This window comes from Bradyrhizobium viridifuturi (assembly GCF_001238275.1).
In the GTDB taxonomy this organism is placed as follows: domain Bacteria; phylum Pseudomonadota; class Alphaproteobacteria; order Rhizobiales; family Xanthobacteraceae; genus Bradyrhizobium; species Bradyrhizobium viridifuturi.
The window spans coordinates 35875-59985 of record NZ_LGTB01000037.1 but is presented as its reverse complement, the minus strand read 5'-3'; the positions used below and the strand labels follow the sequence as shown (position 1 = coordinate 59985).

The 24111-nt window shown below is 66.4% G+C and carries 16 protein-coding genes and 2 pseudogenes; 5 read left to right on the top strand and 13 right to left on the bottom strand.

Translation table 11 applies throughout. The features are described 5' to 3' along the window. Positions 1 to 2: 2 nt before the first annotated feature. Entirely contained in the window at positions 3 to 899 is an 897-nt protein-coding gene (locus ALC15_RS29380) for a LysR family transcriptional regulator (RefSeq protein ID WP_050423962.1), read from the bottom strand. Positions 900 to 1154: 255 nt separating this feature from the next. Here ALC15_RS29380 and ALC15_RS29375 point away from each other — a divergent pair, with 255 nt between their 5' ends. From ALC15_RS29375 to ALC15_RS29355, 5 genes are read left to right on the top strand one after another with little or no spacing between them, the layout of a single operon-like run. Beyond that, complete coding sequence (locus ALC15_RS29375; RefSeq protein WP_050630305.1) at positions 1155 to 1631, top strand: formate dehydrogenase subunit gamma; 477 nt, start codon at positions 1155 to 1157, stop codon at positions 1629 to 1631. Further along, positions 1628 to 3184, top strand: coding sequence for a formate dehydrogenase beta subunit (locus ALC15_RS29370; RefSeq protein ID WP_050630304.1), 1557 nt, complete (start codon positions 1628 to 1630; stop codon positions 3182 to 3184). The genes ALC15_RS29375 and ALC15_RS29370 overlap by 4 nt, the downstream gene beginning before the upstream one ends. Positions 3185 to 3197: 13 nt before the next feature. Next, positions 3198 to 6074 carry a formate dehydrogenase subunit alpha gene (gene fdhF / locus ALC15_RS29365; RefSeq protein WP_050630303.1) on the top strand — a complete coding sequence of 959 codons (2877 nt, stop codon included), beginning with the start codon at positions 3198 to 3200 and terminating at the stop codon, positions 6072 to 6074. A 2-nt stretch (positions 6075 to 6076) separates the two neighbouring features. Next, positions 6077 to 6913 carry a formate dehydrogenase accessory sulfurtransferase FdhD gene (fdhD, locus tag ALC15_RS29360; protein WP_050630302.1) on the top strand — a complete coding sequence of 279 codons (837 nt, stop codon included), beginning with the start codon at positions 6077 to 6079 and terminating at the stop codon, positions 6911 to 6913. Continuing rightward, on the top strand, positions 6897 to 7118 hold the full coding sequence (locus tag ALC15_RS29355) for a formate dehydrogenase subunit delta (protein ID WP_050630301.1): 222 nt from the start codon (positions 6897 to 6899) through the stop codon (positions 7116 to 7118). Before fdhD ends, ALC15_RS29355 begins: the two co-directional genes overlap by 17 nt. A gap of 222 nt (positions 7119 to 7340) precedes the next feature. Here ALC15_RS29355 and ALC15_RS29350 read toward each other — a convergent pair whose 3' ends face one another. The 12 genes and pseudogenes from ALC15_RS29350 to ALC15_RS29295 form a co-directional block, all read right to left on the bottom strand. Then, on the bottom strand, positions 7341 to 10298 hold the full coding sequence (locus ALC15_RS29350) for a bifunctional [glutamine synthetase] adenylyltransferase/[glutamine synthetase]-adenylyl-L-tyrosine phosphorylase (RefSeq protein WP_050630300.1): 2958 nt from the start codon (positions 10296 to 10298) through the stop codon (positions 7341 to 7343). Beyond that, entirely contained in the window at positions 10295 to 11749 is a 1455-nt protein-coding gene (locus tag ALC15_RS29345) for a sensor histidine kinase (protein ID WP_050630299.1), read from the bottom strand. The genes ALC15_RS29350 and ALC15_RS29345 overlap by 4 nt, the downstream gene beginning before the upstream one ends. Further along, positions 11733 to 12413 (bottom strand): response regulator transcription factor, encoded by a 681-nt coding sequence (locus tag ALC15_RS29340; protein ID WP_029878846.1) that lies wholly within the window; start codon positions 12411 to 12413, stop codon positions 11733 to 11735. Before ALC15_RS29340 ends, ALC15_RS29345 begins: the two co-directional genes overlap by 17 nt. A gap of 318 nt (positions 12414 to 12731) precedes the next feature. Next, positions 12732 to 14317, bottom strand: a pseudogene (locus ALC15_RS29335) (Do family serine endopeptidase). Between the two features lie 170 nt (positions 14318 to 14487). Further along, entirely contained in the window at positions 14488 to 14994 is a 507-nt protein-coding gene (locus tag ALC15_RS29330; RefSeq protein ID WP_050630298.1) for a cytochrome c-type biogenesis protein, read from the bottom strand. After that, positions 14994 to 16979, bottom strand: a complete 1986-nt coding sequence (locus ALC15_RS29325) for a heme lyase CcmF/NrfE family subunit (protein ID WP_050630297.1) — start codon at positions 16977 to 16979, stop codon at positions 14994 to 14996. Before ALC15_RS29325 ends, ALC15_RS29330 begins: the two co-directional genes overlap by 1 nt. Continuing rightward, positions 16976 to 17484: pseudogene (gene ccmE / locus ALC15_RS29320) on the bottom strand (cytochrome c maturation protein CcmE). Before ccmE ends, ALC15_RS29325 begins: the two are co-directional and overlap by 4 nt. Before the next feature lie 59 nt (positions 17485 to 17543). Further along, the gene (ccmI, locus tag ALC15_RS29315; protein ID WP_050630296.1) at positions 17544 to 18692 is read right to left on the bottom strand and encodes a c-type cytochrome biogenesis protein CcmI; all 1149 of its coding nucleotides are present in this window, start codon (positions 18690 to 18692) and stop codon (positions 17544 to 17546) included. A 354-nt stretch (positions 18693 to 19046) separates the two neighbouring features. After that, complete coding sequence (locus tag ALC15_RS29310) at positions 19047 to 20441, bottom strand: serine/threonine-protein kinase (protein WP_050630295.1); 1395 nt, start codon at positions 20439 to 20441, stop codon at positions 19047 to 19049. 204 nt (positions 20442 to 20645) lie between these two features. After that, positions 20646 to 21278, bottom strand: coding sequence for a hypothetical protein (locus tag ALC15_RS29305; RefSeq protein WP_050630294.1), 633 nt, complete (start codon positions 21276 to 21278; stop codon positions 20646 to 20648). A gap of 8 nt (positions 21279 to 21286) precedes the next feature. Beyond that, complete coding sequence (locus ALC15_RS29300; protein WP_050630293.1) at positions 21287 to 23536, bottom strand: xanthine dehydrogenase family protein molybdopterin-binding subunit; 2250 nt, start codon at positions 23534 to 23536, stop codon at positions 21287 to 21289. Position 23537: 1 nt separating this feature from the next. Then, positions 23538 to 24002: a (2Fe-2S)-binding protein gene (locus ALC15_RS29295; protein WP_167350174.1), complete on the bottom strand. Its 465-nt coding sequence runs from the start codon at positions 24000 to 24002 to the stop codon at positions 23538 to 23540. Positions 24003 to 24111: the final 109 nt, after the last annotated feature.

Sequence of the window (24111 nt, the reverse complement as noted above, 5' to 3'; positions counted from 1 at the left end):
CGCTACGCTGGCTCCAGCGTCGGCGCGACCTCGCGCGCGACCTGCACCAGGGCTGCGATCAAGGGCGTCATCGGATCGCGCTGCGGGATCACGAGGCCGATGCTGTAGTCCACGACGGGATCGACGATCGGTATGCTGCGCACGGCGTCGGCAAGGCCGAGCGTCTCGGCGAGCTTGGCCGGCATCACGCTGGCCCAGCGCCCAGTCTTCACATGGGTGTAGAGCACGAGCAGTGAATTCGACGTCAGCGTCGGCGTCGCCTCCGCGCCAACCGAGGTCAGCGCACGGTCGATGATGCGGCGGTTCTGCATGTCGGGCGTGAGCAGGCACAGCGGCACGGTGCCGACCTCCTTCCACGTCACCTGCTTGCGGTCGCCGAACATCGCATCGGGCGCGGTCAGCAGCCGGTAGCTCTCGTTGTAGAGCGGGATGGTGCGGACCTTGCCGATCGGCTCGTTCTCGATATAGGTCAGCCCGGCATCGACCTCGAGGTTCTCGAGCAGTCCGAGCACGTCGGCCGACGTGCAGGACTGGATGCGGAAACGCACATCGGGATGGCGCGCCCGGAACGGCGTGGTCAGCGAGGCGACCATGCCGAGCGCGGTCGGGATCGCCGCGATCCGTATCTCGCCGGACAGCTTGTCCTTGAGGCTGTTGATCTCCTGCTTCATCGCGCGCGCGTCGCCGACGATGCGCCGGGCCCAGTCCAGCGTCCGCTCACCCTCCGGCGTGAAGCCCTGGAAGCGCGATCCGCGCTGCACCAGCATGACGCCGAGGATCTCCTCGAGCTGCTTGAGGCTGGTCGACATGGTCGGCTGGGTGACGCCGCAGGCCTCCGCAGCCCGGCCGAAATGCCGCTCCTTGGCCAGCGCCAGCAGAAGTTCCAGCTTGTCGATCAAGGTTCAAACCCCCTCGGAAAACGGCGTCCCAAAATGGCAGCCACGCGTCCATAGGTAGCACGATCCGGGTGCGATTCCGAAATCCAAAGCGCCCCCGAAGTGCGTGATTCCAGACCATTATTGCGATCCTAAATCGTCCTATCGCACAACGCTATTAATCGCGTTTCGCAATCGCCGCATGAGACAGCTTTATTGATGTTTCGAACGATTCCAACTCTGATGCGCGCAGCAAAAAATGGATCGTGAGAAGCGCGGATGACGGTGGGATACGAACCTTGGGACAGAGCGCGCGGCGCTGAAATCATCGCCGAACATGCCGGGCTTGAAGGCGCCACGCTGGTGATCCTGCACGCGCTGCAGGAGGCCTTCGGCTATGTGCCGGAGCCGGCAATCCCGATGGTCGCGGAGGCGCTCAATTTGTCGCGCGCCGAGGTGCACGGCGTGTTCACCTTCTACCACGACTTCCGCAAGCAGCCTGCCGGGCGCCACGTCCTCAAGCTGTGCCGCGCCGAGGCCTGCCAGGCCGCCGGCGGCGACAGACTTGCGGCGCGCGCCGAGGCCAAGCTCGGCGTCGCCCTGGGGAATACCACGGCGGACGAGCGCGTGACGCTGGAGCCGATCTACTGCCTCGGGCTGTGCGCCACCGCGCCGTCGGCGATGCTGGACGGCCGAGTGGTCGGCCGGCTCGACGAAGCGCGGATCGATGCGCTGGTCGCGGAGGCACAGCGATGACGATGCGGATCTTCATTCCCCGCGACGCCGGCGCGGTCGCCGTCGGCGCCGACGATGTCGCCCTCGCCTTCGCGCAGGCCGCAGCCGCGCGTGGTGCAGCAATCGAGATTGTCAGGACCGGTTCGCGCGGCCTGTACTGGCTGGAGCCGATGGTCGAACTGACGACTGCGCAGGGCCGCGTCGCATTCGGCCCGGTGACGGCGGCCGACGTTCCGTCCCTGCTCGACGCGATGGCCGGCAACGGCCAGCATGCGCTGCGGCTTGGTGTCACGGACGAGATCGCCTGGCTGAAGCGCCAGACCCGTCTCACCTTCGCCCGCTGCGGCGTGATCGATCCGCGCTCGGTCGACGACTACCGCGCCCATGGCGGCTACAAGGGCCTGGACCGGGCGCTGACGCTGACCTCGGACCAGATCCTTGCCGACGTCACGACGTCGGGCCTGCGCGGCCGCGGCGGCGCCGGCTTCCCGACCGGCATCAAATGGAAGACGGTGGCGCAGGCCAGCGCCGACCGCAAATACATCGTCTGCAATGCCGACGAAGGCGACAGCGGCACCTTCGCCGACCGCATGATCATGGAAGGCGATCCCTTCGTCGTCATCGAGGGCATGACGATCGCGGGCATCACGGTCGGCGCCACCAAAGGCTACATCTACATCCGCTCGGAATATCCGCACGCGGTCGCGGCGATGAACGCGGCGATCGCCGGCGCACGTCGCGCCGGCCTGCTCGGCAAGCGAATCGGCGGCTCCGCGCACGAGTTCGATCTCGAGGTGCGGGTCGGCGCCGGCGCCTATGTCTGCGGCGAAGAGACCTCGCTCTTGGAGAGCCTCGAGGGCCGCCGCGGCATCGTCCGCGCCAAGCCGCCGCTGCCCGCGCACAAGGGCCTGTTCGGCCGCCCGAGCGTGATCAACAACGTGCTGTCGTTCGCCGCGATCCCCTTCATCCTCGACAACGGCGCCAAGGCCTACGCCGATTTCGGCATGGGCCGCTCGCGCGGCACGATGCCGATCCAGCTCGCCGGCAATATCAAATACGGCGGTCTGTTCGAGACCGCGTTCGGCGTCACGCTCGGCGAGCTCGTCGACGAGATCGGCGGCGGCACCCTCACCGGGCGCGAGGTGCGTGCGGTGCAGGTCGGCGGACCGCTCGGGGCCTATTTCCCGCGCGCGCTGTTCGACACGCCGTTCGACTATGAGGCGTTCGCGGCGCGCGACGGCCTGATCGGCCATGGCGGCGTGGTTGTGTTCGACGACACCGTCGACATGGTCAAGCAGGCACGCTTCGCGATGGAGTTCTGCGCCATCGAATCCTGCGGCAAATGCACGCCGTGCCGGATCGGCTCGACCCGCGGCGTCGAAACCATCAACAAGATCATCAATGGCGAGCGCGTGGCGGAAAATCTCGCGGTGATCGAAGACCTCTGCAACACCATGAAGTTCGGCTCGCTCTGCGCGCTCGGCGGCTTCACGCCCTACCCCGTGATGAGCGCACTGAAACACTTCCGGGAAGACTTTGGTCCCGCACCGGCCCGGCTGCAGGCCGCGGAATAGCAAGGAAATCACGATGTCGCTGATCCAGGAAACCGACTTCGGCACGCCCAAATCCAAATCCGAGACGATGGTCACGCTGACCATCGACGGCAATCAGATCACCGTGCCCGAGGGCACCTCGATCATGCGCGCGGCGATGGAAGCCGGCACCCAGATCCCAAAGCTCTGCGCGACCGACATGGTCGACGCCTTCGGTTCCTGCCGGCTCTGCCTCGTCGAGATCGAGGGCCGCGCCGGCACGCCGGCCTCCTGCACCACACCGGTCATGCCCGGCCTCGTGGTGCACACCCAGAGCGACCGGCTGAAGAAGCTGCGCAAGGGCGTGATGGAGCTCTACATCTCCGACCATCCGCTGGACTGTCTGACCTGCGCCGCGAACGGCGACTGCGAGTTGCAGGACATGGCGGGCGCCGTCGGCCTGCGCGACGTGCGCTACGGCTATGAGGGCGAGAACCATGTGTTCGCCAAATCGCACGGCTGCGAAAACGACAACTGGATGCCGAAGGACGAGTCCAATCCGTACTTCACCTACGATCCCTCGAAGTGCATCGTCTGCTCGCGCTGCGTCCGCGCTTGCGAGGAGGTGCAAGGCACCTTCGCGCTGACGATCTCCGGCCGCGGCTTCGACAGCCGCGTCTCGCCCGGCATGAACGAAAGCTTCCTCGGCTCGGAATGCGTGTCCTGCGGCGCCTGCGTGCAGGCCTGCCCGACCGCGACGCTGACCGAGAAATCCGTGATCGAGATCGGCCAGCCCGAGCATTCGGTCGTCACCACCTGCGCCTATTGCGGCGTCGGCTGCGCCTTCAAGGCCGAAATGCGCGGCGAGGAAGTGGTGCGCATGGTGCCATGGAAGGACGGCAAGGCCAATCGCGGCCATTCCTGCGTCAAGGGCCGCTTCGCCTGGGGCTACACCACCCACAAGGAGCGCATCCTGAAGCCGATGATCCGCGAACGGATCGAGGATCCCTGGCAGGAGGTGTCGTGGGACGAGGCGATGAACTTCGCCGCCGCGAAGTTCAAGGGCATCCAGCAGAAGTACGGCCGCGACGCGGTCGGCGGCATCACCTCATCGCGCTGCACCAACGAAGAGACCTACCTGGTGCAGAAGCTGATCCGCGCCGGCTTCGGCAACAACAATGTCGATACCTGCGCCCGCGTCTGCCACTCGCCGACCGGCTACGGCCTGTCGCAGACCTACGGCACCTCGGCCGGCACCCAGGATTTCGACTCGGTGGAGGACACCGACGTCGTGCTGGTCATCGGCGCCAATCCGGCCTCGGCCCATCCGGTGTTCGCCTCGCGGCTGAAGAAGCGGCTGCGCCAGGGCGCGAAGCTGATCGTGATCGATCCGCGCCGAACCGAGATGGTGGAAGCGCCGCATGTGAAGGCGCTGCATCTGCCGCTGATGCCCGGCACCAACGTCGCGGTGCTGACGGCACTCGCCCATGTCATCGTCACCGAAGGGCTCGCCGACGAGGCCTTCGTGCGCGAACGCTGCGACTGGAGCGAGTTCGAGGACTGGGCCGCCTTCGTTGCCCAAGACAAGCACAGCCCCGAAGCCACCGCGATCATGACCGGCGTCGATCCCAGCGATCTGCGCGAGGCGGCGCGGATCTATGCGACCGGCGGCAACGGCGCGATCTATTACGGGCTCGGCGTCACCGAGCACAGCCAGGGCTCGACCACCGTGATCGCGATCGCAAACCTCGCGATGGCCACCGGCAATATCGGCCGGCCCGGCGTCGGCGTGAACCCGCTGCGCGGCCAGAACAACGTGCAGGGCTCTTGCGACATGGGCTCGTTCCCGCACGAGCTGCCGGGCTACCGCCATATCGCGGGCGATGCGGTGCGCGAACAGTTCGAGGCGATGTGGAACGTCAAGCTCAACAACGAGCCCGGCCTGCGCATCCCCAACATGTTCGATGCCGCGATCGAGGGCTCCTTCATGGGGCTCTACGTGCAGGGGGAGGACATCCTGCAGTCCGACCCGAACACCAAGCACGTGGTGGCGGCGCTGTCGGCGATGGAATGCATCATCGTCCACGACCTGTTCCTGAACGAGACCGCGAACTACGCCCACGTGTTCCTGCCCGGCTCGACCTTCCTCGAGAAAGACGGTACCTTCACCAATGCCGAGCGCCGCATCCAGCGCGTCCGCAAGGTGATGACGCCGCTCAACGGCTATGCCGACTGGGAAGTGACGATCATGCTTGGCAAGGCGATGGGCTTTACGATGAACTACTCTCATCCGTCCGAGATCATGGACGAGATCGCCGCGTTGACGCCGACCTTCGCCGGCGTCTCCTACGCCAAGCTCGACGAGCTCGGCTCGGTGCAGTGGCCGTGCAACGAGAAGGCGCCGGAAGGCACGCCGGTGATGCATATCGGCGGCTTCGTGCGCGGCAGGGGCAAGTTCATCCTCACCGAATATATCGCGACCGACGAACGCACCGGCCCGCGCTATCCGCTGCTGCTCACGACGGGGCGTATCCTCAGCCAGTACAATGTCGGCGCACAGACCCGCCGCACCGAGAACGTGGTGTGGCACGCCGAGGACCGGCTCGAGATCCATCCGCACGACGCCGAGCAGCGCGGCGTGCGCGACGGCGACTGGGTGCGGCTGGCAAGCCGCGCCGGCGAGACCACGCTGCGCGCTGAAATCACCGACCGCGTGGCGCCGGGCGTGGTCTACACCACGTTCCATCATCCGGACACCCAGGCCAACGTCATCACGACCGACTTCTCGGACTGGGCGACCAACTGTCCGGAGTACAAGGTCACCGCCGTGCAGATCTCGCCGTCGAACGGTCCGTCCGACTGGCAGAAGGCCTACGACGAACAGGCACGCAACTCCCGCCGCATCGCGCCTGTCGTGGAAGCCGCGGAGTAGCGATGCGCGAGCCGGTCCACAAGGCGATCCGGAAGGTCTGGCGCGACGGCGTCTTCAGCGACGGCGCGCGCCTGATCCCGGAGGAGACGCCGCTCGCGCTGACCTATAATGGCGGCACCTATGCCGTGATGATGGGCTCGCCCGAGGATCTCGGCGACTTCGCCGTTGGATTCAGCCTGAGCGAAGGCATCGTGCAATCGGCCGAGGAGATCGAGACCCTCGACATCGTCGAGCTCGACGACGGCATCGAGCTGCGGATGTGGCTGAAGCCTGACAAGGCCGAGCGGATCGCCGAGCGGCGCCGCAACATCGCCGGCCCGACCGGCTGCGGCCTGTGTGGCCTCGATTCGATCAGCGAGGCGGTGCGACCGGCCGCGGTGGTGCCGGCGGGCCGCGTGTTCTCGCCGCGCGAAATCATGGCCGCGGTGGCAGCGGTGGCGCCGCTGCAGGAGATCAACCACCAGACCCGCGCCGTGCACGCCGCCGCGTTCTGGACCGCCGCGCGCGGCATCGTCGCACTGCGCGAGGATGTCGGCCGCCACAACGCGGTCGACAAGCTCGCCGGCGCGCTGGCCCGCGACAAGGTGGTCGCGAGCGATGGCATCGTGCTGCTGACCAGCCGCGTCTCGGTCGAGATGGTGCAGAAGACCGCCGCGATCGGCGCGCCTCTGATTGCTGCCGTGTCGGCGCCGACAGCGCTCGCGGTGCGGATGGCGGATGCCGCCGGCATCACGCTCGCCGCGATCGCCCGCGCCGATGGATTTGAGATCTTTACGCATCCGGAACGCGTCACAGGCGCGGTGCCCGGCAAGGAGTCCGCTTATGTCGTCGTCGCCTGACAAACTGGTCTATATGGCGAACCAGATCGGGAAATTCTTCCACAGCCAGGGGCACGACCGCGCCGTGCAGGGCATTTCCGAGCACATCTGGAAGTTCTGGGATCCGCGGATGCGCAAGCAGATCTTCGCCCACCTCGATGCCGGCGGCTCTGGCCTCGAGCCCGACGTCCGCGATGCGCTGCTCAAGCTGAGGCAGCAGGCGTAGCGAATAACGCGCGCGACCTTCCCTCACGTCACCCCCGCGCAAAGGCTGCGCCTTTGCGCTGGAGGAGGCCGCGACGCGGCCGTCTCGAAGGATCGACGGCCCGGCTGGTGGCCGTGCATCCTTCCAGGCTCGCCCAGCGGCGCAATTGCGCCGCAAGGCTCGCACCAGCGACAAAGGCAAAGCCTTTGCGCGGGATGACGGGATTCAGGTCGGGGACTATCGCTAACCCACAATCGTGTTGAACACGCGGCGCACTTCGCTCTGGGTCTCGCGCAGGCGCGCCTCCAGCGCGGAGAAATCCGGCGCATCGCCGGCACGCGCCATGACGCGCCGCAGATCCTCGCCCGCGGTCTCCGGATTGAACTTGCCGGTCACGCACAGCCGCAGGATCTGCGTCAGATCGTGATAAAGCCGCGCCGCCGAGCGCAGGATCTCGGCTTCGGACTGGCCGAGCAGGCCGAGCTTGGCGGCATTGTCGAGCACTTGGAGCGTCGAGACGCTGAGAATCTCCGGCTTCGCTGAAGCGTGCGCGAGCTGGAGATATTGCGCGATGAAATCGATGTCGACGAGCCCGCCGGCGGCGAGCTTGAGGTCCCAGACATCGTCCTCGCCCTTCTCCAGCGCGATGGCGCGCCGCATGTCGGCAACGTCGGCCGCGGTCGACGCCGCATCGCGCGGCCGGGTCAGCACGCCGCGGATGATCGCCTCGATCCTCTGGCGGAATTCCGCCGACGACGAGATCACACGCGCGCGCGTCAGCGCCATGTGCTCCCAGGTCCAGGCCTCGCGCTCCTGATAGTCGGCGAACGCATCGATCCGTGAGGCGACCGGGCCGGCGCGGCCGGACGGGCGCAGCCGCATGTCGACCTCGTAGAGCACGCCGTAATTGGTCCGGGTCGTGAAGGCGCTGATCAGGCGCTGGGTGAAACGGGCAAAGTACTGCGCGCCGTGCAGCGAGCGCTCGCCGTCGGAATCCGGCGCCTCGCTGTCGAAATCGTAGAGCGTGATCAGATCGAGGTCGGAGGACGCCGTCATCTCGCGGCTGCCGAGCCGGCCCATCGCGATGATCGCGGTCTCCTGCCCCTTGATCCGGCCATATTGCGCGGCGAACTGGTCGGTGACGAGGCCGTGCACGGTGTGCACGATGCCCTCGGCGACGTCGGCAAAGGCGGTGCTGGCATGCTGCGCCGACACCGTGCCGGACAGGATCCGCGTGCCGATAAGGAACAGGCTCTCCTGGCCGAACAATCTCAGACGATCGAGGAAATCCTCGTAGGACGACGCATCCTGCAGCGTGGTCGCGAGCCGCGCGGACAGCTCCTTCTTGTCCGGCATCGCGCCGAAGAAGCGCGGATCGACCAGGCCGTCCATGATCTGCGGCTGCCGCGCCAGCATGTCGCCGAGCCGCGGCGCCGCGCCGAGGATCAAGGCGACCAGCGCCACGAAATCGCGGTTCTGGCTCAGCAGCGAGATCAGCCGTCCGCCCCGCTGCAGCGCGCCGAGGAAACGGTCGAATGCCGCCACCGCATCGTCCGGCTCCTCGGCATGGGCGAGGCCGTCGATCAGGCCGGGAATGAATTCGAGGAACGCCGCCCGCGTCGCCTCGACGCGCAGCGCGCGATAGTCGCCCGCGATCCATTGCTGCACGGTGCCGGCCACCGCGACGGGCTTCTTGAAGCCGAGTTGGGCGAGATGTTCGATCAGGCGGCCATCTTCGGGCCCGGCGCCATAGTCGACATCCGGCAGCTTCGCGGTGCCGGTCGGATCGTCGCCCTCGAACAGCTTGCTGTAGTGGTTCTGCACGATCTTGAGCTGACCGAGCAAGTCCTTGGCAAAAGCCTCGCGGTTCTCGTAGCCGAAGAAATGCGCGAAACGCTCGACATCCTCCGGCGCTTCCGGCAGCGAATGGGTTTGCTCGTCGGCGATCATCTGAAGCCGGTGCTCGACCCGGCGCAGGAATTCGTAGGCCGTCGTGAGCTCGTCGCGCGCCTCGAAGGTGATCCAGTTGCTGTTGGCGAGCACGTTGAGCGCCTCCAGCGTCGGCCGCACCCGCAGCTCGGGATGGCGGCCGCCGGCGATCAGCTGCTGGGTCTGGGCGAAGAACTCGATCTCGCGGATGCCGCCGCGGCCGACCTTGACGTTGTGGCCCTCGACCGAGATCTCGCTCTGGCCGCGGTAGGTCTGCATCTGCCGCTTCATGTCGTGGACGTCGGCGAGCGCGGCAAAATCCAGATGCTTGCGCCAGACGAACGGCGCGAGCTCGCCGATCAGCGCCTCGCCGGCCCTGGGATCGCCGGCGCAGGGCCGCGCCTTGATCATCGCGGCGCGCTCCCAGGTCCGTCCCTCGCGCTCGTAATAGTGCAAGGCCGCGTCGGTCGAGATCGCGACCTGGGTCGAGGCGGGGTCCGGGCGCAGCCTGAGATCGACCCGGAACACATAGCCCTCGCCCGAGCGTTGCTGCAGCATCCGCGCCATCGCCTGGGTAACGCGGACGAAGAACGGCTGCGGCTCGATGTCCTCGGCGAGCGAGGTCGCCGTGCGATCGAAGAACACGATCAGGTCGATGTCGCTGGAATAGTTCAGCTCGCCCGCGCCCATCTTGCCCATCGCAAGCACGATCAGGCCCGAGCCGACTTCCGGATGCTCGGGATCGACGGCGGTCATCCGGCCGCGGGCGACTTCCTGCCGGAACAAATATCGAAGCGCCGACTGCACCGAATTCACCGCGATGTCGGTCAGCGCCGCCGTCACCCGCATCACCGGCCAGACGCCGCCGATGTCGCACAGCGCGATCATCAGCGCGGCCTCCGCCTTCATGCGGCGAAGCAGCACCATCACGTCGGCCTCGCTGCCGGCGGCGAGCACGTCGCGCGAGGTGGTCTCGATCAGGCCAGCCAGATGCGACTCCGGGTCGCATGACAGGATCCGGATCAGCCTCCCGGCATCGGCGCGCGCGAGCTCGAACAGATAGGGCGAGAACTCGGCGATGCCGCGCAGGATGTCCCGTGCGAACGGCTGCTCGAGCAAGGCTGCAAGCGCGGCCGATTGCGCCGGCTCGAGCTCGGCGAACCAGTCAGTCAGGCGCTGATCGGCGGATTCGGGCGCGGCGACACGCGGTCCATCCGCGAACCGCGCGGCCAGACAGTGTCGATCCGCGTTTCCCGGCGCGGCGGCATTCATGCCGCCTTCTGTGGCACATCCTGCGTTTGAGCCGCAAGCCTGTCACTGCCGCCCGCCCGCGCCGGCAGCACCAGGGTGGCCACCAGCCCGGGATGGGCATCGCCGAGCCTGAGCTCGCCGCCATGGAGCGTGGCGACCGCCGAAGCCAGGCTGAGGCCGAGACCGGAACCGGGTAAGGTGCGGCTCGCCTCGAGCCGGACGAAGCGCTCCACCGCGTGCTTGCGATCGCCCTCGGGGATGCCCGGACCGTGGTCGGTGACGCTGAGCAGGACTTGGTCGCCCTCGCGCCGCGCCTCGATCAGGATCTCCCGCGCATCCGCCTTCATCGGCTCCACGCCGGCGTCGGGCTTGCCATATTTGATGGCGTTCTCGACCAGGTTGGCGACCGCCTGGCTGATCAATTCGCGGTTGCCGTGAACAGGCGAAGGCGCGGTCTTCACCTGCAGCGTCATGCCGTCGTCCTCGGCCAGCGGCTCGTACAATTCGTGGATACCGTTGGCGACGTCGGCCCCGTCGAAATCGTCCATGTTGCCGCGCGCCTGGCCGGACTCGGCGCGTGCGATCATCAGCAGCGCGTTGAAGGTGCGGATCAGCCCGTCGGATTCCTCGATCGTCCGCTCCAGCGCCGCGCGATAGTCGGCCTCGCTGCCCGACCGCGCCAGCGCCTCCTCGGCGCGGTTGCGCAGCCGCGTCAGCGGTGTCTTGAGGTCGTGGGCGATGTTGTCGGAGACCTCCTTCAGCCCCGTCATCAGCGCCTCGATGCGTTCCAGCATGGCGTTGAGATTTTCCGCGAGGCGGTCGAGCTCGTCGCCGCTGCGGCCGACCGGGAGCCGGCCGGACAGATCGCCCGCCATGATGCGCCTCGTGGTGCCGGTCATGGCGTCGATCCGGTGCAGCACGCGGCGGGCGACGAAGATGCCGCCGCCGATGCCGAGCACGACCACGACGAGGATCGACCATTGCGCGGCCTTGGCGACGATGCCGAACAACCGCCGCCGCTCCTCGAGGTCACGCCCGACCAGGAGGCGGAAGCCGTTGTCCATCTCGGCGACCCGCACCAGCGCGCGGTGATCGGTCTTGTCCTGGTCGTCGATCCGGCGGTAGGCGGTCTCGCTCCAGCCCTGGACGCTCATCACGCCCGGCGCCAGCGAGCCGACATTGCCGGCCAGCGCCTGCCCGTTCGGTGCGGTCAGAAGATAGAGGTTAGCGCCCGGCCGCAGCGCGCGATTGCCCATGGTGGTCAGCAGGCCGTGCAGGCCGCGGCGGTTATAGATGGATGTGATCTCGCCGATCTCGACGTTGACGGTCGTCGTGATCTGCTCGGTGATCAGCCGCCGCGTATTCCAGGCGAAGTAAGCCAGCAGCGAGGCGGCAAACAGCGCGAACAGGAACAGATAGACCAGCGTCAGCCGAAACGCCGTGGTCCGGATCAGTTTACCGAATGCCGTCACGGATCATATACCCCGCGCCGCGGATGGTATGCAGCAGCGGCCGCTCAAAACCCTTGTCGATCTTGGAGCGCAGCCGCGAGATGTGCACGTCGATGACGTTGGTCTGCGGATCGAAATGATAGTCCCAGACATTCTCGAGCAGCATCGTGCGCGTCACCACCTGGCCCGCATGCTTCATCAGATATTCGAGCAGGCGGAATTCGCGCGGCTGCAGGGTCAGCTCATCCTTGCCGCGGGCGACGCGATGCGACAGCCGATCGAGCTCGAGGTCGCCGACCTTGTAGGTGGTTTCCTCGGCCGGCCCGACATTGCGCCGCGACAGCACCTCGACGCGCGCAAGCAGCTCGGCGAAGGAATAGGGTTTCGGCAGGTAGTCGTCGCCGCCAGCGCGCAGGCCCTTGATGCGGTCATCGACCTGGCCGAGCGCCGAGAGGATCAAGACCGGCGTCCGGTTGCCCTTGTCGCGCAGGCTGCCGATCAGCGACAGGCCGTCACGCTTCGGCAGCATGCGATCCACAACCAGCACGTCGTAATCGCCGGTTTCGGCCATCGACAGGCCTTCCTCGCCGTCGGAAGCGAGATCAGCGATGTAGCCGACTTCACGGAATGCCTTGACCAGATAGTCGGCTGACTCGCGGTCGTCTTCGATGATCAGGATGCGCATTTGCGGAGCAGTTGCGGTCACGGGAATGGGCCCTCTGTCAGCATGGCGCGGCCGGCCTGCACATGCAAGACGACCGCGCATATTCCGGAACTCTTGTGGGCGCATGATCTGACCGGAAAACCGGTATCCACTTTTCCGAATCATGCGCGGGAAAAGTGGGCGGTGAAGCTGGGGGACTCCACCGCCCTGAGACCTTCCGACGGAGGGGGGCATATTCCATCGAAAGGCAACATAGGGAGCGAGCAAGGGGCCCGCCCCCCGGAACGCGCCGTCGGCGGGGGCGACTGATGCCGGCGACGCGTTCCAACTCATAGATAGTTATCCCTTGGCCAGCGGCACTGCCACGAAGCGCGACGAACCGCCGCTCTTCACGCGCATGAGAACGCTGTTCTTGTTGTCATTGCGCGCCGCGGTGATCGCATCACGCACCTCACCGGCGGTGCCGACGGACTTACCGGCGACCTCGAGGATCACGTCGCCTTCCTTGAAGCCCCGCTCAGCGGCAGCACTCTTGGGATCGACTTCGGTCACTACCACGCCTTCCTTGCCGGCGCCGCCACGCTGTTGGCGGGAGCTACGGTGAGGCCGAGCTTCGGCACGTCGGTGCCACGGGACGAGTTGCCCTTGTCGCCGTCGTTGTTGGTGTCAGCCTTGGCTTCGAGGCTGTTCGGCAACTGGCCGAGCGTCAGGTTGACGGTCTTGTCCTGCCCCTTGTGCAGCACGTTCAGCTTCACGGCATTGCCGGGCGCGAGGCCGCCGATGGTACGGGCGAGTTCGCGCGCATCCTTCACCGGCTCGCCATTGACGGCGGTGATGACGTCGCCGGACTCGATTCCGGCCTTGGCCGCGGGGCCGTTGGCCTGCGGTTCGGCAACCAGCGCGCCTTCGGCCTTCTTCATGCCGAGGCTGTCGGCGATGTCTGATGTCACCGGCTGAATCTGAACACCGATCCAGCCGCGGCTGACCGAACCCTTGTCCTTCAGCTGGGCGACGACGCTCTTGACGGTCTGGGCCGGGATCGAGAACGCGATGCCGACGCTGCCGCCGGACGGCGAGTAGATCGCGGTGTTGACGCCCATCACCTCGCCGGACACGTCGAACGCCGGGCCACCCGAATTGCCCTTGTTCACGGGCGCATCGATCTGGATGAAGTCGTCATACGGACCATTGCCGATGTCACGGCCGGAGGCCGAGACGATGCCCGCGGTCACGGTGCCGCCGAGGCCGAACGGATTGCCGACCGCCAGCACCCAGTCGCCGATGCGCGGCTTGCTATCGGAGAGCTTGGCAAACTGGAAGTTGGAGCCGCCCTCGACCTTGATCAGCGCGAGGTCGGTGCGCGGATCGGTGCCGATCACCTTGGCGGAATAGGTCTTGCCGTCATCGGTCGTGACTTCGACCTTGTCGGCGCCGTCGACGACGTGGTTGTTGGTCACGGCATAGCCGTCAGCCGAGATGAAGAAGCCGGAGCCCTGGCCCGTCACCACGCCACCGCCACGCGGTCCACCGCGCAGGCCCGGCGGCAAGCCATCCGGGCCGCCGAAGCGGCGGAAGAAGCGCTCCATCGGCGAACCCGGCTGGAACGGCGAATCGTCATTGTTGCCGTCATCCTTCGCGACCTTCTCGCGAATGTTGACCTTGACCGAGATCACCGACGGCTTCACGCGCTCGACGATGTCGGCAAATCCGACCGGCTGCTGGACCTTCTTGACCTCGTTATTGACCTGCGCATGCGCAGGCGTGGTGAACAGGTCGGCCGGGTTGTGAGTCGGGCTGAGGCCATAGGTGGCGGCACCGAGGCCGGCCACGACCGAGGCCATCAGCGCGAGTTTGCGGGCAGAGAACAGCGAGCGCCTCGGCGCCTTGTAGGACGGAAGGGACGAGAGGTCGGGACGGTCGGTCATGTGTTGAAATCTCCAAGGCCAGAATCACCGGTGCGGGGGCGGGCACCTGATGGACCTGAACATGGGGTCATCAGCCTTACGGCGCGCTGGCTGCGGAATTAAACTTTTGTAATCGAGCGAGCTCGCGCTGCGGCAGAATAGCGCAGCCGAATTAAGGGCTTAGAAAGGAACTAAAGCGGCTTGTCCGGCGCGGATTCCGTCGCCAGCAGCCGTTCGAGGCGGGCCTGCTCGTCGGACGTCAATCCGGGGCTGGAATCGTCCCCAGATGCAGTCGGATTGCCCTTGCGCCGGCCAAGGCGCCAGAGCGCAAAACCGCCCAGCAGAAGTGCCAGCGGCGGCGTCAGCCACAGCACCAGCGTGTGCTCGTTGAGGCGCGGCTTGAGCAGCACGAATTCGCCGTAGCGAGCGACCAGGAAATCGATCACCTGGCGGTCACTGTCTCCGGCCGAAATGCGTTCGCGCACCAGCAAACGGAGGTCGCGCGCCAGCGGCGCCTCCGAATCGTCGATCGACTGGTTCTGGCAGACCATGCAGCGCAGCTCTTTGGAGAGCTCGCGCGCCCTCGCCTCCTTGGCCGGGTCCGTCATGATCTCGTCGGGCAGCACCGCCCGGGCGGGCATCGCGCCGAGCGTCAGGCTCAGCGCGAGCACGGCAGCTGCAAGCGCGCGCGACCGCATCACTCGGCCGCCTGCAATGCGCGCGCGGCCGCCTTCGCCGGCTTCGGCGCGCCGACCCGCAAGCGGCGGTCGGAAAGCGACAGCAGGCCGCCGAACGCCATCAGCACCGGTCCCCACCAGATCATCAGCACCAGCGGCTTGTGATAAATGCGCACCGCGATCGCGCCGTCGGCCGAGACATCACCCAACGATATGTAGAGCTGGCTTGCGCCGCGCGTCAGCAGTGCGGCCTCCGTCGTCGAGGCGCCGCGGGTGGTGAAGTTGCGCTTCGACGGCGTCATCACGCTGACCTTCTCACCGTCGCGCGTCACGGTGAATTGCGCGATCATCTCGCGGAAGTTCGGGCCCTGCCGCGGGTTCAGGCCGTCGAGCCGCAGCTCGTAGCCGGCGACGCGGGCGACGTCGTCCGGCTTCATGGAGCCGATATATTCGCTGTTCCAGGTGGTCTCGCAGACGATCCCGATCAGCGCGATGCCGAGACCAGCATGCGCGAAGGCGGTGCCCCAGGTCGCACGCGGCAGGCCACGCGCCCGGCGCAGCGAGAGCGACAACGGAATCCGGAACAGCGCGATGCGTTCGGCGAGGTCGCACAGCGCACCGACGATGACGAAGGCCGCAAGCCCGATCGCGAGCGGCGCCAGCGTCGCGCCGCCATAGGTCCACGCAAGCACCAGGGCCATCGCCACCAGCGCAGCGATGCCGGCGACCATCAGCCGCTGCGCTGCGCCGAGCAGGTCGCCGCGTTTCCAAGCCAGCAGCGGACCGAACGGCACCGCGAGCAACAGCGGCACGAACAGCGGCGCGAAGGTGAAGTTGAAGAACGGCGCGCCGACCGAGATCTTCTCGCCGGTCAGGACCTCGAGCGCCAGCGGATACAGCGTGCCGATGAACACGGTCGCGCAAGCGGTGGTGAGCAGGAGGTTGTTGAGCACCAGCGCGCCTTCGCGCGAGATCGGCGCGAACAGCCCGCCCTGCTTCAGCGCCGGCGCGCGCCAGGCATAGAGCGACAGGCTGCCGCCGATGAAGACGAACAGGATCAGCAGGATGAACACGCCGCGGGTCGGATCGGTCGCGAAGGCGTGAACCGATGTCAGCACGCCGGAGCGGACCAGGAAAGTGCCGAGCAGCGACAGCGAGAAGGTCAGGATCGACAGCAGCACGGTCCAGACCTTCAGCGCGTTGCGCTTCTCCATCACCAGCGCCGAATGCAGCAGCGCGGTGCCGGCCAGCCACGGCATCAGCGAAGCGTTCTCGACCGGATCCCAGAACCACCAGCCGCCCCAGCCGAGCTCGTAATAGGCCCAGTAGGAGCCCATCGCGATGCCGAGCGTGAGGAAGATCCACGCCATCAACGTCCACGGCCGCACCCAGCGCGCCCAGGCGGCGTCGATCCGCCCCTCCAGCAGCGCCGCCACCGCGAACGAGAACGAGATCGAGAAGCCGACATAGCCGAGATAGAGCATCGGCGGATGCACCGCGAGGCCGATGTCCTGCAGCACCGGATTGAGGTCGCGGCCCTCGATCGGCGGGTTGGCGATGCGCAGGAACGGGTTTGAGGTGATCAGGATGAACAAATAGAACGCGCTGGCGACCCAGGCCTGCACCGCCAGCACATGCGCGCGCAGCGACAGCGGCAGGTTGTTGCCGAAGGCCGCGACGAGACCACCGAACAGCGCGAGGATCGACACCCACAGCAGCATCGAGCCTTCATGGTTTCCCCACACGCCGGTGATCTTGTAGAGCAGCGGCTTCAGCGAATGCGAATTCTCATAGACGTTGGCGACCGAGAAATCCGAGGTGACATGCAAGGTCACCAGCGCCGCGAACGATGCCGCGACGAACAGCAATTGGGCGAGCGCGGTCGAGCGCGCGACGTTCATCAGCGCCGCATCGCGCCAGCGTGCGCCGATGATCGGCACGATCGACTGGATCAGCGCGAGCCCAAGCGCGAGCACCAGGGCATAATGTCCACTTTCAGCGATCACCGCATGGCTCCCTGGGTCGGCGCCGCGGAGGCGCTCGGCATTGCACCCGGCTTGTTGTCCGGCTTGGCGCCGTAATCGTCCTTCCAGTGGCCCTGCTTCTTCAGGCGTCGGCGACGTCCTTCGGCATATAGGTCTCGTCATGCTTGGCGAGCACGGTGTCGGCGCGGAACACGCCCGACGCATCGAGCGCGCCTTCGGCAACGACGCCCTGCCCCTCGCGGAACAGGTCCGGCAGGATGCCCTTGTAGGCGACAGGCAGCGTCGCGCTGCCGTCGGCGACGGTGAAATTCACGGCAAGGTTGTCGCCGCGCTGGAGCGAGCCAGGCTGCACCAGACCGCCAAGGCGGAACCGCTTGCCCGGGCCGAGATGCTTTTCGGCGACCATCGACGGCGTCGAGAAGAACACGATGGAATCGCGCAGCGCGTTGAGCACCAGCCCCGCGGCGATCGCGAGCACGACAAGTGCACAGCCGATCAGTGTCAAACGCCGTTGCTTCCTGGTCATGGTCCATCCTTGCGCTCGATGCCGTCCGAAAACCGCCGCGCATTGCTCCGCGTCATGGGTTATCCATCCAGCCCGAGATTCTTCAGTCCTTCATTGAGCTGACGCAACCGGTCGGCATCCTTGGCCACCGCCTGACGGGCATCCGCGAGCGCGCTCATCGCCTTGTCGCGCTCGCCCATCACGAGATAGGCGCGCACCAGCCGCAGCCAACCCTCGACGTCGTCGCCATTGGTCTTCAACCGCGTCGCCAGCCGGTCGACCATGCCCTTGATCATGGCGCCGCGATCGGCCTCGCTCATGTCCTTGGCCGCCGCGACCGCACCGTCAGGCAGCGCGGGTGCGCTAACGCCACCGGGTGCGCCGACGCCCGGGGCGACGTCCGGCACTGTGCCGCCGACCCGCACCAGCGCGGCCTGCACCAGCGGCCGCCACGGCGCATCGGATGGCCCCTTCGCCAGCATCTTCTGCCAGAGCGCAGCCGCATCGGCCTTGCGGCCGTCCTGCTCGGCGGCGAGACCGAGGAAATAGTTCGCCTTGGCATCGTCGCCGTTCAGCGCGACCGCGCGCTCGAACTCCGCCTTGGCGTCCGCGGTGACGACGCCGCCGGCGCTGCCCATCAGCGCCTCGCCGAGATCGGCGCGGCGATCGGCGCTGTCGCCGGCATAGGTGATGGCGTTGCGATAGGCGCGGACCGCATCATCGTAGCGGCCAAGCCGCGACAGCACCGGCGCCAGCACCGTCCAGCCGCGGCCGTCGGTCGGGTTCTTCTCCAGATGGGCCTCGACCTGCGCGACCAGATTGGCGAGCGGCTGGTTGGCATCGGCCACCTTGCTGCGCTCGGCGAGCGGGAAGTCGCCGAGCCGCGGCGAGCCGAGTGCGAGATAGAAGCCCGAAGCGATCACCGGCAGCCCGACCAGGGCCACGAGTGCCGCCGCGCGCCGCAGCCTGAGGCTGCCCTGCACCGGCGTGTTCTGTCCGCTCTGGTCGGCGGCGGCCAGCAGCCGGCGGCTGATCTCGATCCGCGCGGCATCGGCCTCGGCGGCGCCGATGATCCCTGCGGCCATGTCGCGGTCGATTTCGGCGAGCTGGTCGCGGTAGACCACGACCTCGCTGCCGCCAGAGTCCGCCCGCCCGCGCCGGCTGAGCGGCCATAACACGGCAAAGATCGCCGCGACCGTCATCAGCGCGAACACAAACCACAGCGTCATCAAGCGGTTCCCGGATGGAACGGCGGCTTCCGGCAAGCCACCTTAGAATCGCTTTACACCACCGGCGGCGAGCCCGGCAATTGACAATTGCTGGATCGACCGAAGGTCGAAATCAGGTGGTTTTCCGGTGCCGTTCCATCGGTCCAGCAACGGCGTTTTCGGGCCGAGGCACGCGCTGGCAAAAATATCGAAAACAACCCCATGCAAAGGTGCCGGCGGGCGGCTCCCGGCGCTCGAATGCCGACTTGACACGTCGGGCAAATCAGCACCACACTTCCATTATTCCGAAATTTGAGCCGTCTGTCGTTCCGCCATGGTGGGCTCGTCGGCATGCGCGCGAACGACGTGGTACCACTACCCCGCGCGCGTCGACTTCCGCTCGCCGGTCACCGCGTTCTCAGCCGCGCGGTTCATCAGCGAGGCGTAGTCGTGGCCGAACAGCACTTCGCAGAAGCGGATCGCGGCCTTGACCTGCTGCTGGCGGAAGGAACGGACCCGGGCGTCGCCGCCGCGCAGCGACTGCACCAGTCCCTCGGTCGACTGCTCGACATAATGCTGCAGGTCGGAGAAGGTCCGCAGCGTCACCTCGTTGATCGCGAGCTCGCTGGCATAGGTGCGACACACCGCGACGAAATCGATCAGGGCGGCGGCGTCCTCGACCTCGGACTGATCGATCTTGGCGCCGGCCGTGATGTCCTTGTCGGCGCGCTGGCGCAGGATGCGGCGGACCCGGCCCGGCACGCTGTCGATCTCCGATTGCAGCGCGTTGGAGGTGTCGGCGCGAACCGACGTGAGCTGGCGGCCCCAATTGGAATCATTGCGCAGGTCGAGCTCGGTGCGCAGGCCGCGGACGCCGTCATGCAGGGTCTTGAGCTGCTCGCCGACATAATCGAAATGCCCGCGCTTGATGTCGGTGCGCAGGCAGGCCGCGACGAACGACAGGTCATGCAGCGCGATGGTGACGGCGATGCCGTACGGCGTCGCCGCGACCCGCAGCTCGTCGTCGGAAGCCGCCATCTTGATGGCGAGCCGGACGATCTGCCACGGCGCGGCGAGCCGCTGCGCGATCAATGACAGCGCGAACGGCAGCAGCTGCGGCGTCTGCAGCGACGGCAGCTTCAGCGCGTCGGTCGCGGAGGCGATCTGGGAATCGGCGAACACGCGGATCTGGCTCGGCAGCCGGCTGCCCAGGGTTTCCAGCGCTTCGCGGGCCTGCAACACCAGGCCGATCGGCAGCAGGTCCTCGACCACGCTCGGCGGGCCGACCCGCGCCAGCGCGCGCTGGCGGTCTTCCTGGCTCGGCCCCGCGATCTTGATGATGGCTTCCGCAGCCGCCAGCTGGAACTTGCGCGCGGCGACCTCCATCGGACCGCTTTCGGTCGCCGCCGCCAGCGCCGCCTCGAATTCGCGGGCCGCCTCGGGGGCCCCCTCGCGGGCCAGCCACTGCCAGATCGGCAGCAGCGAGGCGCGCCGAAGCTGGCCGGGCCGGGTCGGGAAATTGGTCTCGGCGAGGAACGGTTCGAGCGGCCGGAACAAGAGCCGCGCCGGATCGTCGCTGCGCGGCTCGATCCGCTCGTCCTCCTCGGCCCCGCGCACGATCTTGCGCAGCTGTTCCAGCACCAGATTGGCGACGGTGACGTCGTCGCCGCGTTCGACCGCGCGCTCCAGCTCCCGCATCAGCAGCGCCTGCGATTGCGGCGGAAGCTGCGCGAGATAATCCCTCAGCCGCTCGGTCGATTTCTGGCTCATGCGCCCGGTCGTGAAAGCTTGGTGCCCGGCAAACGCCGCAGCCCGTCCGCCCGCAATGATAGAGGCCGCCGCGTTAAGAAGCCGTTATCTGAAAAATACGACGGATCAATAGCTTAGAGTTCCTGACGCGTCGAAGGCCCAATTGAAATGATTGAGGAAAATCGCAAGCTGCCTCATGCGATCCGCCGCCGTCCGATCTCGGCGTCACTCCGGACATGGCTGTCCGGCGGCGCCCCACATAGCCATGTCCTTGACGTGATCCTCAAACGTCCCCGGCGGGGTCGTACGGCCTTGCCCGGGTGCCCATCCGCGCGGGATGAAGCCGTTGAGCGATGCATCGTGCCTCAAATGCTCCAGCAAGCCGACGGCGTCGCGGCCGCCGTTGCGTTTGGGGTCCCTGAGCTGCGCGCAGATCTCTGCGCCGCTCTTGCCGAACCAGATGAATTCGACGGGCGCGAGCTGCCAGTCGATGCCGGCGCGCGGCGGTGACGGTGCCGGCTCGTTGGCTTGCGTCGACGTCATGTGACAGGTCGAGCAGGTGAGCTTCTCGGCACCAATGCGGCTATCGCCGCCGTGGATGTTCATGCCATGGACCCGAGGCCTGGATTCACCTGCCGGCGTCCAGATCGGGATGGCCTTGGCATCGACGTGACAATTCGCGCATCGCGGATGCGTCACGACGGCCTCGATGCGCTTCCAGGCCTCCAGCCCCTCGGCGCGGCTGACGCTGCCCGCCGGCAGGACGTCCTTGTTGGCTTCGTCCTTGGCTGCAACGAGTCCGGTCAGGACGGCCGTTGCCGAGGCGGCAAGAGCGAGCATCATCAGATATCTCTTCATGGCCCGCCTCAGACGAAATCGATGAACTTGTTGAACGGCATTTCGCGGATGCGCTGTCCGGTCGCCGCGAAGATCGCGTTCGCGAGCGCGGGTGCGGCCGGCGGGACCGGCGGTTCTCCGACCCCCCTCACCTTCGGATCGTTCTCGAGCCCGCGGACTTCGATCACCGGACATTGGTAGATGCGCATAGCTTCGTGGTGATTGTAATTGGTCTGCTGTGCCGCGCCTTTTGCATAAGTGATTTCGCAATTGATGGCATGGCCGAGCCCCCAGACGACGCCGCCCTGCACCTGGTTCTCGAAATTGACGGGATCGACGACCTTGCCGACATCGACGGCGACCCAGACCTTGTCGATCCTGATGCCCCTGTCCGTCTTCGTCACTTCGACGACCTCCGCAACCGGCGTGCCGAACGCCTCGACGAAGGCGACGCCGCGGCCACGGCCGTTTCCGAGCGGTCCCTTCCAATCCGACATCTCCGCGACCGTCTCCAGCACCTTCCGGTAGGTCGGCACATTGCACATCGCGATGCGCGCCTTCATGGGATCGAGGCCCGCGGCGTGGATCAGTTCGTCGATGAAGCTCTCGGTGAAGAAGCCCGCGGTTGACGCACCGACCGATCGCCATGTGGTGCTCGGCGACAATCCCTGCGCCTCGTAGCTTGTGCCCCGGAAATTGGGGATGTCGTAGTAGACGTTCCACAGACCCGCGGCCAGTTGCCCGTCGGGATCCTTCGATGGGATGCCCGAGCGCTCGAGCAATCCCTTGAGCGGAGTCGTCGAGGCCAGTTGCAGATCGACGGCCACGATCTTGCCGTTGTCGACGCTGCCCTTGTGCCTGGCGATGGCAATCTGGCGCGGAATGTCCTGGAGGAAATCCTCTTCGCGCGAGAACACGAGCTTGATCGGCGTACCGCGCATCTGGTTTGCGATTTCCGCCAGGACGCGAACGTTCTCATATTCGAGACGGTGCCCGAAGCTTCCACCCGTCCATTGATTGTGGAAGGTGACCTGTTCCGGCTTCAGGCCGATCGCCGCCGCCGCGATATTCTGCACGAATTGCGGGCTCTGATGGCCGACCCAGATCTCCATGCCCTTGTCGGTTACCAGTCCCATTCCGTTGAGAGGCTCAAGCGGCTGATGCGCCAGATAGGGCGCGCGATATTCGGCTTCGACGCGCGTGCCAACCTTCAACCCGGCCTCGATATCGCCGATCTTGCGCCACTCCTTGCCGAGGAATTCGGGCTTGAACGACGTTTCCAGCACCTTCCAGTGATCAGCCTGCTCGGCCGGATACACTGACGGCGCCCACTCGCAATCGATCGCGGCGACCGCCTTCATCGCGTACCAGCTGTTGGTGGCAACCACCGCAACGCCATTCTTGATTTCGAGGATCTTCTTGACCCCCGGCATCGTGCGGGCCTTGGTCGCGTCATATGACTTCAGCGGCTGCCCCTTGCTGGGGTTCAGCTTGACGGAGGCGTAGAGCATGCCGTCCATTTTCATATCGATGCCGAACTTCAATTCGCCCATCACCTTCGGGCGAATATCGAGACGCGTCATCGGCTTGCCCAGCAACCGCCATTGTGACGGATCGCGCGGCTTCGCATCGAGCACGGGCGCTATCTTGGCGGCATCTGCCGCGAGTTCGAGATAGGCAATCTTCTTCCCGTCCGGGAGGATCACATGGCCGGATTGCGTGCGGAGGTCGGCGACAGCAACTCCCGCACGCTTGGCCGCGACGGCCTTCAGCGTCTCGCGTGCGACCGCGCCGGCGACCCGCAGCTTCTGGTAGGTGTCCGGAATCGTGCTCGAGCCGCCGGTCATCTGCAGACCGGTCTTTCTGAGATATTCGAGCGAGGCGGCGCGCGCTTCTTCGGCGGCCGGGCTTTGGTCCGCGGCCACGAACGGCGCGAATTCATCCGCAAAACCAGTGTTGAAGTAGGCGGGACTGGGGCCGGCGAACCTGATCTCGAACTGCCCGGGATCCAGATCCATCTCTTCGGCGATCAGGATCGGCTGCACCGAGCCGACGCCCTGGCCGATGTCGGCATGCTGCGCAATGAGCGTGATTTTCTCCGGGCTGATTTCGACCCAGGGGTTGAAGGTGACGGAATTCGGCCCGAGGCTGGCGCTCAACGGATTGTCACTTGCCGTCGCGGCCTGCACAGCATCGCCGTACAAGCCGAAGGCGATGCCGCCTGCTACCGCTGCGGAGCCAAAAACGAATGCGCGGCGCGAATAGGTCTGAGGTGCCATCTCACTTCTCCGCCATCTTCTTCGCGGCCGCCGCGTGGATAGCCGCCCGAATGCGCGGATAGGTGCCGCAACGACAGAGATTGCCGGACATCACCTCGTTGATGTCTTCGTCGGTCGGCTGCGCGATCAGATCGAGCAGCGAGATGGCCTGCATGATCTGGCCGGTCTGACAGTAACCGCATTGCGGGACCTGATGTTCGATCCAGGCCTGCAGAACCGGATGCTGGTCCCGCTTTTCCAACCCTTCGAGGGTGACGACCGATTTGCCGGCAATCTCGCCGATATGCGCCTGGCAGGATCGGACCGCCATTCCATCGATCTGCACGGTGCAGGCGCCGCATTGCGCAACTCCGCAGCCATATTTGGGGCTTGTGATTCCGAGTTCGTCGCGCAGCACCCACAGCAAAGGCATCTCGGGGACAACGTCGACTTGGTGCTTGGTCCCATTGACCGTGAGCTCAATCATGGAGTCCTCGCAGGTCTTGGCCTGACTTACGGTCAGGCGATGGCGAAACGGTAACCGACGCTTGTTACACTGCCAAGTACACTGATTAGGCAGGTGTGTGCGGTGACGT

Excerpts from the sequence above, each read along its gene's own strand:
- ALC15_RS29375 (WP_050630305.1), top strand. The coding sequence starts at position 1,155 with ATGACGGTGGGATACGAACCTTGGGACAGAGCGCGCGGCGCTGAAATC.
- ALC15_RS29370 (WP_050630304.1), top strand. The coding sequence starts at position 1,628 with ATGACGATGCGGATCTTCATTCCCCGCGACGCCGGCGCGGTCGCCGTC.
- fdhF (WP_050630303.1), top strand. The coding sequence starts at position 3,198 with ATGTCGCTGATCCAGGAAACCGACTTCGGCACGCCCAAATCCAAATCC.
- fdhD (WP_050630302.1), top strand. The coding sequence starts at position 6,077 with ATGCGCGAGCCGGTCCACAAGGCGATCCGGAAGGTCTGGCGCGACGGC.
- ALC15_RS29355 (WP_050630301.1), top strand. The coding sequence starts at position 6,897 with ATGTCGTCGTCGCCTGACAAACTGGTCTATATGGCGAACCAGATCGGG.
- ALC15_RS29350 (WP_050630300.1), bottom strand. The coding sequence starts at position 10,298 with ATGAATGCCGCCGCGCCGGGAAACGCGGATCGACACTGTCTGGCCGCG.
- ALC15_RS29340 (WP_029878846.1), bottom strand. The coding sequence starts at position 12,413 with ATGCGCATCCTGATCATCGAAGACGACCGCGAGTCAGCCGACTATCTG.
- ALC15_RS29330 (WP_050630298.1), bottom strand. The coding sequence starts at position 14,994 with ATGCGGTCGCGCGCGCTTGCAGCTGCCGTGCTCGCGCTGAGCCTGACG.
- ccmI (WP_050630296.1), bottom strand. The coding sequence starts at position 18,692 with ATGACGCTGTGGTTTGTGTTCGCGCTGATGACGGTCGCGGCGATCTTT.
- ALC15_RS29310 (WP_050630295.1), bottom strand. The coding sequence starts at position 20,441 with ATGAGCCAGAAATCGACCGAGCGGCTGAGGGATTATCTCGCGCAGCTT.
- ALC15_RS29305 (WP_050630294.1), bottom strand. The coding sequence starts at position 21,278 with ATGAAGAGATATCTGATGATGCTCGCTCTTGCCGCCTCGGCAACGGCC.
- ALC15_RS29300 (WP_050630293.1), bottom strand. The coding sequence starts at position 23,536 with ATGGCACCTCAGACCTATTCGCGCCGCGCATTCGTTTTTGGCTCCGCA.
- ALC15_RS29295 (WP_167350174.1), bottom strand. The coding sequence starts at position 24,002 with ATGATTGAGCTCACGGTCAATGGGACCAAGCACCAAGTCGACGTTGTC.